The following is a 14505-nucleotide window of genomic DNA, read 5'->3' on the forward strand; positions in this document are numbered from 1 at the left end:
AAAAAAAGAAAGCAAAGGATCTGCTTTCTTTTCCCTTTTATACTTGAGCTGTTGATACCCGCGCTGTTCTCGTTATATCCATATCTATGCCATATGTAAACTGTAATTCTTTACAAACATCTTTAATTAAAATTGTGACATTATACTTCTCATTAAATTGTAAAACGATGTTTTCTACTTCTTCATATGTATACTTATATTCCCCTGTAATGACACTTTTTAGATCGAAGCATTCATTTATACAAAGTTGTACAAGCAGCTGGTCATATTTCTCTATTACATCTTCTTTCTTCCACAGTACCTCTTTCACATATAACCGATCAAACTTCACACTTTCTCGATTACAGTCCGTTAAAATCCGGGTCATTTCATTTAATTCTCGATACAATTCAGAAATGTTTTTGCTTAAACTAAGCAGTTTATCTACGCCGTTTTCATATAACATATTCATTCCACCCCCGCATTTTCTTTTCCTTATTATAGCAAGAAAATTCTAAAAATAGTTTCTTTCTTCTGAAATATTAGGAAACTAATTTCAATTGCTTTACAATGAAACTAGTGAACACGAAAGGGGAAAGACAATTGGAGCAAAAATTATATTACACTGACGCTTATAAGCAAGACTTTACTACAAAAGTTATAAAGCAAGATTATGATAAAGACGGTAACTTATACGTTATTTTAAACGAAACGGCATTTTATCCAACAGGTGGCGGACAATCATATGATACTGGCACATTAAATGATATCGATGTAATCAATGTAGAAGAGATAAATGGAGAAATTCGCCACTTCATCGTAGAACAATTACATACTGAAGAAGTAGAAGGTAAAATCAATTGGGAGCGCCGTTTTGATCATATGCAGCAACATGCAGCTCAGCACATTTTATCCGCTGCTTTTTGGGACCATTTTAACATACCTACAATCGGATTCCATCTTGGAAAAGAGACGGTAACAATTGATTTAGAAACAGACAATCTGCATGCAGAAACAGTTGAAAAAGCAGTACAAATTGCAAACAAAATTGTTTTTGAAAACCATCCCATTCGCATCGAGTGGATGAACTTAGAAGCAGCAAAAACTTTCCCCCTTCGTAAAGAACCGACTATGACAGAAAATATACGCGTTGTTATTATCGAAAATTACGACTACAATGGCTGTGGCGGAACGCATCCGAAACGTACAGGTGAAGTAGGGCCTATTCAAGTATTAGGATGGGAGCGTAATAAAGGCGGCATACGATTAACGTTTATCGCTGGTTGGCGCACGCTTAAATTAATGGGGCAACAGCAACAAATTATAAAAAATGTTTCTCAGCAATTAAATAGTAGCGAGAATGATATTCCAGCAAAAGTAGCACAACTTCTTACTTCTCAAAAAGAAAACGAAAAAGCAATACAAACAATGAATGAAAAATTATTATATGCAGAGGCAAATGAACTACTGCAACAGCCTTTAGAAATACACGCTGGCATACTTATTTCTAGAGTGTTTACAAATCGTTCTATGCAAGAAATCGCAAAACTTTCCGCTATTATTACAGAACAACAAGAACATGCCATTTCATATTTCGTTATTGAAAATGAGGACAAATTACAATGTATTCTTGCTTGCGGAAAATCAGTCACGCTCGATATGAACACACTTTTAAAAGATGCTCTTCCTACAATTGAAGGAAAAGGTGGCGGAAATAAAAAGAGTGCGCGCGGCGGCGGAAAAGCGGTTATGACCGGGGACGAGTTTTTAAATCAGCTTGTTTCTTCTTTACAGTCAGTGGTGTAAAACATGTTTATGAAGGATAGTTAACAGCTATCCTTCAACTATATTTACAGGCCAATATTTCGTTTCAATCCTTGATAACTCCCTGCATTTGCAAACCCTTCATTTACCAGTTTTATAAAAGTTTCCGAAAAACCATAATGACTTAATTCGTTAATCGGTACCATTTGCACATCCTGAATTGGATTATGATCAAACTCATTAGAAGGTAGCGTAATTTCCCCTTCAATCTTTTCAAGCAGAAACGTAATATGTAATAAAGATGGACTAGCATCTGGTTTATCACAAACATAGAGTAGCTTCTTAATATTAACTTCTAATCCTGTTTCTTCTCTCATTTCTCGAATCATCGCTTCTTCTAACGTTTCACCATTCTCTATCCTTCCCCCAGGTAAAGACCAATTGCGATTAGCAACTTTTTGCTTTACTAGCAATACTTTTTCATCTTCAATTAAAATTCCCGTAACACGAACTTGCATTACACTTTCCATATGTAATCTCCTCTTCCTGTTATATTTACAAATTAATCCTTCCACCAAAAGAACGTATGTTTTATAATTAAAGAAAATTATGGAAGAAAGAAGTTGTTACATCTATGCGTCCACCTTTAACAAAGTCTATATCACTTGAAGATTTCCAAAACTTTTATTGGTTAAAAGCAGAACTCCAAGCATTTTGCCGTGAGCATGGTTTGCCAGCTAGTGGCTCTAAGATTGAAATAACTGAGCGTACCTCACATTATTTACATACTGGTAAAATATTAAAAAACAGCTCTAGTCAAAAGGTGAGTAAAGCTTCTCTCTCTTATAAAGAACTTTCTCTTCAAACGATTATTACTAACAATCACCGCTGTAGCGAAGATGTTCGTGCTTTTTTCAAAGAAAAAATCGGAGTAAACTTCCGCTTTACAGTAGCTCTTCAAAAATTTTTTAAAGAGAATGTTGGAAAAACATATGAAGACGCGATAACGTTTTGGTATGAAGAAAACGAACGAAAAAAAGATCCTACATACAAAACAACTATTAGCGCGCAGTTTGAATACAATCGTTTCACTCGCGACTTTTTCGAAGATCCAAATAATAAAGGAAAATCAAAAGCTGATGCTATCGCCGCTTGGAATGAAATAAAAGCAAAACCTGGTAGCAATGCTTATGTTCCTCACAAAATAGAAAACTAGTCCCTTTCTAGTTTTCTACTTTCTCAAATAATAGCGCAAGCCCTATTCCACCACCAATTCCTAACGTCGCAATTCCATATTTCATATGCTCTCTTTGCGCTTGATAAAATAAACGTGTTACAAGCATAGCTCCAGATGCACCGTACGGATGACCGAGCGCAATTGCCCCACCATTTACATTTAGTTTTTCGTACGGAATTTGTAACTCCTTTGCACAGGCAACAACTTTTGAGGCGAATGCTTCATTTATTTCAAAGTAGTCGATGTCTTCTATTTTTACATTCATTTCGTTTAATAATTTGTTCACCGCAAATATAGGACCAGTCCCCGGAAGGTTTGGATCCACTCCAACTACAGCACTGCGGACGAAACGAAGAACAGGCTTGTATCCTAGTTTTCGGGCTTGCACCTCTTCCATTACAAGAACAGCACATGCTCCGTCATTTACACCGCACGAATTACCTGCCGTTACTGTACCATTTTGTAAAAATACGGGCTTAGTTCTTTTAATCATTCTTTCATACTTCATTTCTCGTTTTATAGCTTCGTCAAAAAAGCCATTAAACGGAAGTATTTCATCTTGTAAATATCCATTTTCTAATGCTTGCAGTGTCCGTTTATAACTAATGCAAGCATACTCGTCTTGCATTTCTCGCGTTATATTATAACACTCTGCAACATATTCAGCCGCCACTCCCATATTAGGATCTCCAATTGTTTCTGGTGAAAATCGCGCTCTATTTTGAAAAGGTGATGTACTTGTACTCTCTACTCCTCCTGCAATATAACAATTACCTGCCCCGCCTTGAATGAAATGACATGCGGTGCGAATCGCTTCCAAACCCGCACCACATTGCCGATCAATCGTTACACCAGGAATATGATAGCCAAGTCCTGCCGCTAAGGCAGATAATCTTGCAACATTCCCTCCCGGCCCCACAATATTCCCTAATATGACATCGTCTATTTCTCTCTCAATTCCTTTACTTAAAAACGTAAGAAGCGGCGTTACTAATTGCTGAACTTCATAATCTTTCAACATCCCATTCTTCTTACCAATAGGTGTCCTTTTTGCTTCTACAATAACTGCTCTATTCATATATCTTCTCCCGGTTTTCAATCATATTTTTTGCTGCAATACGAGCGATTTTCCCGCTATCTGTATACGGTATTTCATCTACAAAATGCCATTCTTTCGGTATTTTAAAAGAGGATAATCGTTGTAAGCAAAAACCTTTTAATTGTTGCCTCGTAGCACTTCCTTTTACGATGGCGACAGGTTTTTCACCCCAGTAACTATCTTTCACACCAATTACAACTATTTCATCAACAGCTGGGTGTTCATGTAATACACTTTCTATTTCTTCTGGAAAAATATTAATTCCTCCAAATAAAATCATATTCTTCTCTCTACCGACAATATAAATAAAGCCTTCTTCATCTTCATAACCTACATCTCGTACTGTCATCCAACCTTCTTCAGTCAACTCTGGAACTAAAACCTTATCCAATATGTATCCCATAAAAAACTGATCACTATTCACATAAACAGTTCCAATCTCGCCTTTTTGTACCTCTTCTCCTGCTTCATTACATATTCGAACTTGCACATTGTGACAAGGTTTCCCTACTGAATTTGGCCTTCTATCACTCTCTTCATCAACAAGTGCTGTTACAAAACTTAGTTCCGATGCACCGTAAAATTCATATTTTCGTGCATAAGGAAATATACTCTTTATTTTTTCTTTCGCTTCAGCTTCCCATTTCGCTCCTGAAGAAATAATTTTCATTTCATTTTCTATTACTCTATTTTCTTTATATAAAGATTCTAGCATTGTCGGAACTGTATACATGACCGAGATATGTTCCGTTTCTAACTTATCCAACACTTGATCTGGAATAAACTTTCTCATAACGTGCACCGTTTGCCCTACATATAACGCACTTATTGCGCCATATAAGAAAAGAGAATGAACGAACGTCCCAGCTATTAAAATAGAATCTTCTTTTTTCATATGAAAGTCCTTTATATTGCAATCAAAACTATGAACCCACGATTGTTGTGCACGTAAAAATGCTTTCGCCTTCCCAGTCGATCCTGATGTAAATCCCATATAGAACGGAGCATGTTGCACATTTTCTATAGGATAATATGTAGGCAGGTAGTTCTCTATCATACTTTTCCACTCATCAATTTCTATTACTCTTTCTTCTTCATCCGGTAAATCATTTACCTTATATCGCTCTGTCACAATCATATCCGGATTACTGATTGCAATTCTTTCTTTGAGCTCATCCTGTTTCCACTTTATATCTAATGGCACACAAACCCATCCGGCCATAGCAGCACCAGCAAATAGTTGTAAAAATTCTATACTATTCTCTAATACAATTGCTATCGTTTTATTCTTCGATTCTTTTTCATTCAACCAGTTTGCTACTTTACACACTGACTCAAACCATTCTTTATATGTTAAAATTCGATCATTTTCCTTTATCGCTATTTTATTTGATTGTATAGAGAGATGTTTTTTATATTCTTTTGTAATTCCCATATAAGTTGTCCTTTCTCTACAAAATAATAAAAAGAAACACGCAATGAACGTGTTTCTTCTCTTTCTTATCCTGCATTTGTATATTTCCCACTCTTTAGAGCAGGCGTAATAATATGTTTCAATGAACGATGTAATTTCGTTACAAGAATCGCTGCTATAATCGCTTTTATGCAATCACCTGGTAAAAATACGGCACTTACTTTCATCGTCTGCCATATAGAAACATCCATAAAGAAAGCTTGTACAATAATACCAAATACATAAACTACGAAAATACCACCAATTATATTAATACATAATACCTTTATTATAGAAACTTCACGTAAACGCTCAATTAAATAACCAATGACAAACGCTCCAACGATATAACCGAGTAAATATCCTGCACTTGGCCCAACAAATACGCCTGGACCACCGCGTCCACCAGCAAGTAATGGCGCTCCAACTCCAACTATAAGTAAGAAAATAAGCTGACTTAACGCACCAAGACGTGATCCTAACAATCCACCAGCAAGCATAACACCGAGTGATTGTAATGTAATCGGAACTGGTGTAATAGCAAGAGCAATTGGAGGTATTAACCCTAACACTCCCATAATAGAACTAAATAAAGCGACGAAAACTAAGTTTTTTGTATTCATATTTGCTTCTCCTATTTGTAAACTTAAAATGATTTTTAGATAACATATTATAGGAGTTATATTATCTTTCTACTTAGTTTTTGTCAACTTATTTTAAATATAGGTTTACAAATATTTTTTCAATTATTTCTCTTTATGCAAATGCTCAAGTTCTTTCCGAAGCGCCTGTTTTAAAAACTTCCCAACAGATGTTTTCGGAATTTCCTGCATAAATACAATATCGTCTGGTAACCACCACTTCGCAAACTGTGGTTTTAAAAATTCATATAGTTCTTCTTTTGTTACTGTACTATTTTTCTTTTGAACGACGCAGGCAATTGGTCGCTCTTGCCACTGCGGATGAGGAACGGCAACGACAGCTGCTTCAAATATAGCATCATGTGCCATTAATGCATTTTCAAGGTCAACTGAAGAAATCCACTCACCTCCGCTTTTAATAACATCTTTCGTACGGTCAACAATTTTCACGCAGCCTTCCTCATCAACTGTAACAACATCACCAGTATATAACCAACCGTCTCGGAATCCTTCGACAGTACGATCATCGTTATAATAGCTTTCAGCGATCCAAGGTGCTCGTAAACATAACTCTCCCATCTCAGTACCACCCCACTTCACTTCACCGTTTGTACCGACTACTTTCATCTCTACACCAGGGACAAGATATCCTTGTTTTGAGCGGATTTCTAATTGCTCTTCATATGATAATTCTGTTTCATAACTTTTTAAACGTGCAAGTGTTACGAGTGGGCTTGTTTCAGTCATACCATATGCATGTACGAAAGGAACATTATATTTTTGTTCAAATGCTTTAATAACGCTTTTCGGTGCAGCAGCACCACCGCATAATATTCTCGTTATACTAGATAAATCGTAACTATTATTTTCTAACTCTTGTAATACACCGAGCCAAATCGTCGGCACACCTGCTGCTATCGTTACTTTTTCAGCTTGAATCATCTCTAATAAAATTTTTGGAGTAAACATTGGTCCTGGCAGAACTTGTTTAGTTCCAAACCAAGTAGCTGCAAAAGGAAGCCCCCAAGCGTTCACATGGAACATCGGTACAATCGCCATTGCCGCATCACTTTCCGATAAAGCAGCTGTATCCGCTAAGCCGAGTGCCATACAATGCAAAACAGTACTACGATGCGTATATACAACACCTTTTGGGTTTCCTGTAGTCGCTGACGTATAACACATACCAGCAGGTGTATTTTCATCAATATCTTTAACAAATTGGAAAGTTGGATCGCCTTCTTCTAATAGCTTTTCATAATGATATACAGGCTCCAGTGTAGTGTCTGGGAGTTCATCTTTATCAGTCATAATAATATAGGCTTGTACAGTTGATAATTGTGATTGAATTTTTTCAACGAGCGGTACGAGATCTTCATCAATAAGTAGAATTCGATCTTCTGCGTGCTGAATAATGTATGAAATATGTTGAGGAGATAAACGAATATTAATTGTGTGTAAAACGGAAGCAATACCAGGAATAGCAAAATACGCTTCCACATGTCGATGATGATTCCACGCTAACGTTCCTATACGCTCGCCTTCTTTAATTCCTAATTTTTTTAACGAACTGGAAAGCCTTCTCGTCCTTTCACCTAACTGCTTATACGTTAACGTCGTAACTGTATCATGTGTCCGTGAAACAATTTCTTTCTTTGAAAACAGTTTTTCTGCTCTTTCCATCATAGAACTAATTGTTAGCGGTACATTCATCATCATATTGGTTATATCCCCCTTTAAAGCGTTTTCATTTTTCGTTTATTATAACAGACTTCCGCAAATAATTACGACATTTTTCTGTATTTTCTGAATTATTTCTTTGGAAATAATTCAAAATGATAAAAAACATGTTTTGAATACGTTGATTCGGAACATGTTTTTTATTTTTTATAAACTATCTACCTTTTTCCTTACTTTCTTTTTCATTTTAAAAATAAAACGATTACTGTATTCCTTATTTTCTACTAAAATTCGATATATCTCCCACACTCCTACAACACGAACAAAAAGATAGACTCCAATTGCAATAAGTACAACACAGTACGGATAATACTGCACTAATTCTCCTGAAGTGATATTTTTTTCCTCAAACAAAAACGGTATTGCGCCTGCAGCTATAAAACAAAATCCAACAATCATCACTGCAGCATATCTCTTCTTAATACTCGCATATCTGTTTGTCAATTCTTTTAGAAAGTTTTGATCAAATAGTAGTTCTTCTTTTTTCAATACATTGTATCGACTCTCTTCTATCGTTGCAGGTACCATCATTGCTCCAATTCCAAGGACAGCAATGATAATGACAAGGAATGTCGACATTGTTGCATTTTCTTTAAATAATAAATACGGTATTGTAGATAAAATGAGCAAACTAAATCCTAACGCTATATATTTTGAAATCTTTTGCCCGTACACTATATAGCCTTCTGCCATTTCCTGACTTACATAATAGCCATCCACATTTTCATTACCTTGCTCAGCAGTTTCTTTTAATAAATAGTCGAGTGATACTTCAAATACATTTCCAATCATTATTAACTTTTCAGTTTCAGGAAAACCTTGACCGTTTTCCCATTTACTAACCGCTTGCCTTGTTGTGTTTAATTTTTCAGCTAATGCTTCTTGAGAAAGGCCCTTTTCCTTTCTTAATTTAAAAAGCTTTTCACCAAATCCCATATGTGTGTCCCCCTTTGTTTTCTTAACTAAATTGTATGTAAACATTACCCTTATCTCTATCTTCCTGCGGTTGCACTTTGTCAACTTACGGTTGCGATTGTGTTATACAGCGGGTTTTTATACGATTTAGCTAGTTTTCTTCTATGATTATGGTGTGAATAAAAACACTCTATCTCGATAACCAATTATAACAATTAAAGGTAATTATTGTTACGAAAAAAATAAAAACTCCCTTATTCATTTAAAGGAGTTTTCGATATGAAATATTCCAAGAAGAGCTAATTTTCTTTCTCATATTAATTCACAATTTCTTCTATACATTTTTGTATGTTGTGCAACGATTAATAAGCATCCCACACAGTATATGTTGTCATCTCTTTATATAAGGCATATTCATATATATGTAAAATATTACTCCTATTAAATTCCTTAATAAAAACACTTTTCAATAATCATAACGGCTTCTGCTTGAACTTTTCATAATGTCGTACTTTTAATAAAAGGACATTTCCGCAATCTGTACAAATATAAGCATCTACTGGTGAAGATGTGAACATCGTCTCCTTTTTCCGTATTTGTGCATACCCGACAAACTCACCTTCTCCTATGTTTTGAGAACCACAATTAGAGCATGTCTGCACGTCTTTCTGTTTCATGAGAGCACCACCTTTAATCTGTTTTCACTCCCTTCGACAGTTCACTTCCATTTCCCTTCCAAAAAACCTCTTATTCTCTTACATTTCAACAGGAATCTCAGAACAAACATCGTATATGTACTATGAAATATATTTACTGACGGAGGAATTATATGAGTACAATTATGACGCTCAATACAGCACAAGAAATAGAAAACGCAGAAATACATATGCTCTCTTCTAGACTGAAAGCATTACAAGCGTTAGCTAAAAATCCAATGCAAATACAAATGAAAAAATTTGGGAACGCCACTGCCTTTTCATCAAAAATAATTGCTGGTCCTGCTTTTAATACCGTAAAAGGTACTACATTTACAAATACAGATAAGATAGATGAAATCATCTCTTATTATCAATCGCTACAAATCCCTTGTCGTTTTGAAATTACACCCGCTCAAGGTACAGCTGAATTATTTCAATACTTATCTCAAAAAGGATTTTACCAATCCAGCTTCCATACCGCTTTATATAGTATACCGAGAGAAGATCCATCCCTGCTTTCTTCTAACATTTCAGTACGTCCACTGAAAGAAAATGAATTTCATATTTTTGCAGACATATATGTATGCGGATTTAATATGCCATCCTTTACAAAAGATGGCGTCCGTCAAAATAACGAAATTCTCTACAATAAACCCGGCTGGCATTTTTTCATAGCCGAATTTCAAAACACTCCTGCTAGTATAGGGGTTCTCTATATAAATAACGGCGTTGCTTCATTAGCTTCATCTGCTACTTTGCCAGAATTTCAACGTAAAGGCTGTCATACTGCATTAATTCAAAAACGAATTGAAACAGCTATTGAATCCAATTGTAATTTAATAGTTGGACAAGCAAGGTTCGGTAGCGGCAGTCAAAATAATATGGAACGTGCCCATATGAAAATTGCTTATACAAAATCAATATGGACTACAAAAGAAATATAATTAACATTCTTTCTCCTTTCATTACAATCTTATACATTCTATGACAATTCCTTTTCTATCCTATCAATCATTTGAATATCCATACTAGATTTGTTACGCTATTACTAGATACATCATTCAACTTGCAATATGAAAAGTGAATTCTAATCAAACTACAAGGAGGAGAAATGTATGACTAAACATGATCATGGTTTAAAAGAAAAAGTAGAAGGTGCTATTGATAAAGTAAAAGGCGAAGTAAAAGAAGTTGTTGGGAAAGTAACTGACAATAAAAAATTACAAGCTGAAGGAAAATGGGATAAGGTAAAAGGCACTGCTAAAGATACTGTCGGTAATGTAAAAGAGAAATTTAATGAATATAAAGAGCATAAATAAAAAAGAACGAAAATGTATGGTGGTGCAAGTGGTAAGTTACTATAGTTTGTATTTTATATTTGCCATAAAATCATTTTAAAACGACAAAAAGATGCCTGAAGGCATCTTTTTGTCTATAAACAACTATTTTACATCTTACTTTGTGAAATTTGGTTTTAGGTCACCTGTATACGGTTCGTGCTCAACGAAGATTTTTATATCTTTTCCATTCGCATCTTTCCCGATTCTTGTATACGTAAATTTCTCTTTATTTAACTCTGTAAGTTCAAGGACCGCACCATATTTATTATTTCCTAACGAAGCATGAGCCCTTATTTTATTACCATGTACAACATCAAAGAAACCATAGTCTCCACGACTTTCTCCTGTATTCACATTGAAGAACTCGTATTTATTTGTATTTTTATCGTATTTTGCTAGACTGATTAAGTTTGAGTTGTATTTTGTTACGTTATTACCTTGTTCGTCTAATACCACCGTTCCGTTCCATAGTGTACTAGATAAAATTTCATCTCCATCAACGTTTGTAACTATTTTCCCCGTCGAGCTTTCTAAACTTTTATCAGGTCGCGTGAAAGAAAGTTCTTTTCCATGGTAAGGAACATGTTCAACAAACACTTCTACATCGTTTCCTTTTGCATCTTTCCCCATTCTTTTATATGTAAATTTCTCCTTATCTAATTGCGTTAATTCAACAACAGCTTGATAATTTTTCGTTTCAGAAATTAGCACTCTTTTCTTTCCATCATTCGTTATAAAAAAGGTACCGCTATCATTACGACTCTCTCCTGTATTTGCATTAAAAAATTCATACCTTGCAGTTTTAACATCATATTTTGCAAGCCCAATGAAATTTTGATTCTCTTTCGTTACATCATTATGATCTTTGTCATAGACTTTTGTCCCTTGCCAATTTGTTTCACCAAGTATGCTGGCCAGTAGCTGCCCTTTCGTTTCTTGAGTTTTTTTCGTTTCTTGTATTGCATTGTATAAAAATTGTGCGTACTGTTCACGCGTCACATCCATACTTGGAGCAAATTTCCCTTGTCCTACTCCTTTTGCAATATTATTTGTTTGAATAGCACTAATTGCGTTTCTTGCCCATGAGTTCGATGAAACATCATTAAAAGTGTGATCACTCTTTGCCTTTAAATGAAAAGCATTTGTAAGAACCTGTGCCATTTCTGCACGTGTTAAGGATGCCTTCGGTCTAAAGTTCCCATGCTCATCACCCGTAAACACACCCATTTCTGTTAAAGATAAAATTTCCTTTATATAGCTTGTTGAATCTTCACTTACGTCACCGTATAGGTTTTGATAATTTTTGTTTTCTTCCATACTAAAATAACGATACATTAAAGCTGCAACCTGTTCGCGTGTTACGTTATCTCCAAAACCAAATCTTCCATCATCATAGCCAAAAATGATTTTCTCACCTGTTAATTGCTGAATCGCCTCATATGCCCAGTGCCCCTTTGGAACATCTTTGAATACACCAGTATGATTCGTTTTTGGTGTAACTGCTTCCGCTTTCACCTCTCCATTCGTTCCACTTAATAGACTTCCACCTAAAACTGCTGATATAATACATGTTTTTAAAATTGTTTTATTCATACCTTCCCAATCCCTTCTTTCATTTAACAAAGAATTACACCACTTTTCTTTCAAAAGAAGATTCTATGTGAGCAATTCATGTTATAAATTTTGATTACAGCTAATTGGATACAAAGTGTTACACATCCAAATTTCTTCTTTGTAGTATCCATAGCTGCTATATATAGGAATTATAAATAGCAACTATAAATTGCCCATAAATAAATTATTAAAAAAAGATAAAATTAAGATAATATATTTTTAATCTCAATCAAAAAAAACGTTATTCTTTCTCATCTAGATTGTTAAGAAAGAATAACGTTTTTAAAATTCTGGGATCCCTTTTGGTAAAAAAGAAAAAGCTTATTTTATATGGTCAAAAACAATTTCACGGTCCTTTCCAAACAAAACATCGGAAAGAAACCGTGGCAAATACTTATTTTATAATTGGCGAAAGTTTACTTCCCTTCACTCTTCTCTAACACATACAAATCTTCTTCAATATTAGATAATTTCTCTGTTACAAGCTTTCTAGCATCTCCAATTGCTTGATTGTATGCAAACGGTCCTACTAATTTAATCATTTCTTCTATTAAACGTTCTGCTTGAAAACGCCCAATTTCATCTAAATCTTCTTCAACGAAAAATTGCTGAATTTGTGCTACTAGCTCTTCTTTTTTATCATTTGGTATTTTTATATTCATCATCATTTATTACTCCTCTATATGTAAGATAGTACGTTTCTTAACTCTACCATAGAAAAACGCTTTCCAGGACAACTTTTTGTAACACCTTCTAGCTCCCTATGACCGAGTATATTTTCTTTCTTTATAGCAAACTGCTTTATAAACATTTTACATAAAGAATATAATGCATTCATTTGTGCGGTAGTGGGATCATATTTATCAAAATTACCCGTCATACATATTCCAATTGTCTCTCTATTATTATCTTTCGCATGTGCTCCAATATGTAAACCTCGTCCTTCGACCACAGTTCCATCTTCTTCAATAAAATAATTATAACCGATCCCACTCCACCCTCTTACTTTTTGATGAAATTCATGTGTTTTATACACATCCCATCCATCTTCGGATGTATGGTGGATAATCAGTTTATTCACTTTTTCTAAAGGAACTAATTCATCTTGAAATGTTAAATTAACACATTTAATTTCCATTTGAACATCCCCCTTACAAATCAATCATCATAATTGTTTTATCATCTGGTCGTATTCTCTTTTCCCCTTCTAGCTCTTCAATAATTGCTACATATTCCTTCATACTATTCTTTCTTATATATGCAACAGTTTGTTCCAGTGGCCAATCTGGGTGGAATAATCCGTCTGAACAAATAAAAATCCCACTCACTTCATCTATATGTAATTCCCCATGCTGTAAATAATGAATCGCTTCTTTCATTCCATTCGCAACGGAATACCCACCCTGCACATTTGCAAGATAACGATTGTATTTTAACTGTTCCCGCACATCTTGAAAAACATGTTCTTCCGGTACAGATAGCCCCTTTTTACGATCTTCTTCTCTTTTCTTTTTTGCTCGTTTACTAATTCCTTCAACCGTGTCTTTCGTTAATACTTGCATCGTTCCATTTTGAAGAATTGCAACAATCATACAGTCCCCTAATTGTGCATATTCAATTTTCTCACCAACTATTTGAACTGCCGCGATACATGTGCACCACAAATGCTCTTTTTTTCTCGTGTCTACTTCATAGCCTAACATTTTTCTTTGCAATGCTTCATTTGCTTTTGCAACGGCAACTTGTAAACTATGATTTTCGCGTAATGAATTAAAATAACTTGCAAATAAATGTGAAGCGATGTATGCTCCATTATGTCCCTTTTCATCACGAAACGGGACGAGTGGTGTTACCCCATCACATACACCATAAATCTTTTTTTCTTCATTACAAAAATAAGAGTCCTCACATTCTTGCTTCAACGGGCTTTTCTGTTGATATGTTTTTATCTTCACAACTGTATCCCCTTCCAAATGATATAATACTCAAATTCTTTTGATTAATCTAATTTTCCAAAATAAACTG

16 protein-coding genes and 1 pseudogene are annotated in these 14505 nt (G+C 34.9%); 4 read left to right on the forward strand and 13 right to left on the reverse strand.

The window, feature by feature from the left end:
- Positions 1 to 37: 37 nt before the first annotated feature.
- Entirely contained in the window at positions 38 to 445 is a 408-nt protein-coding gene (locus tag ACXVYO_RS08175) for a hypothetical protein (RefSeq protein ID WP_166704008.1), read from the reverse strand.
- Between the two features lie 137 nt (positions 446 to 582).
- Between ACXVYO_RS08175 and ACXVYO_RS08180 the strand changes: the two genes are divergently transcribed.
- Positions 583 to 1785: an alanyl-tRNA editing protein gene (locus tag ACXVYO_RS08180; protein WP_458466625.1), complete on the forward strand. Its 1203-nt coding sequence runs from the start codon at positions 583 to 585 to the stop codon at positions 1783 to 1785.
- Between the two features lie 44 nt (positions 1786 to 1829).
- Here ACXVYO_RS08180 and ACXVYO_RS08185 read toward each other — a convergent pair whose 3' ends face one another.
- Positions 1830 to 2273: an NUDIX hydrolase gene (locus tag ACXVYO_RS08185; protein WP_458466626.1), complete on the reverse strand. Its 444-nt coding sequence runs from the start codon at positions 2271 to 2273 to the stop codon at positions 1830 to 1832.
- A gap of 104 nt (positions 2274 to 2377) precedes the next feature.
- Here ACXVYO_RS08185 and ACXVYO_RS08190 point away from each other — a divergent pair, with 104 nt between their 5' ends.
- Positions 2378 to 2959, forward strand: a complete 582-nt coding sequence (locus tag ACXVYO_RS08190; RefSeq protein WP_458466627.1) for a DUF6434 domain-containing protein — start codon at positions 2378 to 2380, stop codon at positions 2957 to 2959.
- Between the two features lie 7 nt (positions 2960 to 2966).
- On the opposite strand, the gene ACXVYO_RS08195 is transcribed toward ACXVYO_RS08190, so the two are convergent.
- The 7 genes and pseudogenes from ACXVYO_RS08195 to ACXVYO_RS08225 all read right to left on the reverse strand — a co-directional run bounded on the left by ACXVYO_RS08195 (position 2967) and on the right by ACXVYO_RS08225 (position 9505).
- Positions 2967 to 4058 carry an acetyl-CoA C-acyltransferase gene (locus tag ACXVYO_RS08195; protein ID WP_458466628.1) on the reverse strand — a complete coding sequence of 364 codons (1092 nt, stop codon included), beginning with the start codon at positions 4056 to 4058 and terminating at the stop codon, positions 2967 to 2969.
- Positions 4051 to 5514, reverse strand: a complete 1464-nt coding sequence (locus ACXVYO_RS08200) for an acyl-CoA synthetase (RefSeq protein ID WP_458466629.1) — start codon at positions 5512 to 5514, stop codon at positions 4051 to 4053. Before ACXVYO_RS08200 ends, ACXVYO_RS08195 begins: the two co-directional genes overlap by 8 nt.
- A 65-nt stretch (positions 5515 to 5579) precedes the next feature.
- On the reverse strand, positions 5580 to 6155 hold the full coding sequence (locus ACXVYO_RS08205; protein ID WP_001093321.1) for a biotin transporter BioY: 576 nt from the start codon (positions 6153 to 6155) through the stop codon (positions 5580 to 5582).
- Positions 6156 to 6278: 123 nt separating this feature from the next.
- Positions 6279 to 7892: a long-chain fatty acid--CoA ligase gene (locus ACXVYO_RS08210; protein WP_458466630.1), complete on the reverse strand. Its 1614-nt coding sequence runs from the start codon at positions 7890 to 7892 to the stop codon at positions 6279 to 6281.
- Between the two features lie 168 nt (positions 7893 to 8060).
- The gene (locus tag ACXVYO_RS08215; protein WP_458466631.1) at positions 8061 to 8849 is read right to left on the reverse strand and encodes a helix-turn-helix domain-containing protein; all 789 of its coding nucleotides are present in this window, start codon (positions 8847 to 8849) and stop codon (positions 8061 to 8063) included.
- 344 nt (positions 8850 to 9193) lie between these two features.
- Positions 9194 to 9298: pseudogene (locus tag ACXVYO_RS08220) on the reverse strand (GNAT family N-acetyltransferase); the annotation flags it as partial.
- A gap of 3 nt (positions 9299 to 9301) precedes the next feature.
- Positions 9302 to 9505, reverse strand: coding sequence for a hypothetical protein (locus ACXVYO_RS08225; protein WP_000810212.1), 204 nt, complete (start codon positions 9503 to 9505; stop codon positions 9302 to 9304).
- A 152-nt stretch (positions 9506 to 9657) separates the two neighbouring features.
- Here ACXVYO_RS08225 and ACXVYO_RS08230 point away from each other — a divergent pair, with 152 nt between their 5' ends.
- Both ACXVYO_RS08230 and ACXVYO_RS08235 read left to right on the forward strand, forming a co-directional pair.
- Complete coding sequence (locus ACXVYO_RS08230; RefSeq protein ID WP_458466632.1) at positions 9658 to 10470, forward strand: GNAT family N-acetyltransferase; 813 nt, start codon at positions 9658 to 9660, stop codon at positions 10468 to 10470.
- Between the two features lie 171 nt (positions 10471 to 10641).
- The gene (locus ACXVYO_RS08235) at positions 10642 to 10845 is read left to right on the forward strand and encodes a CsbD family protein (RefSeq protein WP_458466633.1); all 204 of its coding nucleotides are present in this window, start codon (positions 10642 to 10644) and stop codon (positions 10843 to 10845) included.
- Positions 10846 to 10980: 135 nt separating this feature from the next.
- Here ACXVYO_RS08235 and ACXVYO_RS08240 read toward each other — a convergent pair whose 3' ends face one another.
- From ACXVYO_RS08240 to ACXVYO_RS08255, 4 genes are all read right to left on the reverse strand, one after another.
- On the reverse strand, positions 10981 to 12459 hold the full coding sequence (locus ACXVYO_RS08240) for a DUF4822 domain-containing protein (protein ID WP_458466634.1): 1479 nt from the start codon (positions 12457 to 12459) through the stop codon (positions 10981 to 10983).
- 437 nt (positions 12460 to 12896) lie between these two features.
- Positions 12897 to 13148 carry a DUF2164 domain-containing protein gene (locus ACXVYO_RS08245; RefSeq protein ID WP_001983516.1) on the reverse strand — a complete coding sequence of 84 codons (252 nt, stop codon included), beginning with the start codon at positions 13146 to 13148 and terminating at the stop codon, positions 12897 to 12899.
- Positions 13149 to 13159: 11 nt separating this feature from the next.
- Positions 13160 to 13618: a peptidoglycan recognition protein family protein gene (locus ACXVYO_RS08250; protein ID WP_458466635.1), complete on the reverse strand. Its 459-nt coding sequence runs from the start codon at positions 13616 to 13618 to the stop codon at positions 13160 to 13162.
- 13 nt (positions 13619 to 13631) lie between these two features.
- A complete protein-coding gene (locus ACXVYO_RS08255) occupies positions 13632 to 14453 on the reverse strand; it encodes a protein phosphatase 2C domain-containing protein (RefSeq protein WP_458466636.1) in 822 nt (273 codons plus the stop codon).
- Between the last annotated feature and the right edge of the window lie 52 nt (positions 14454 to 14505).

This window comes from Bacillus sp. BC08 (assembly GCF_054326875.1).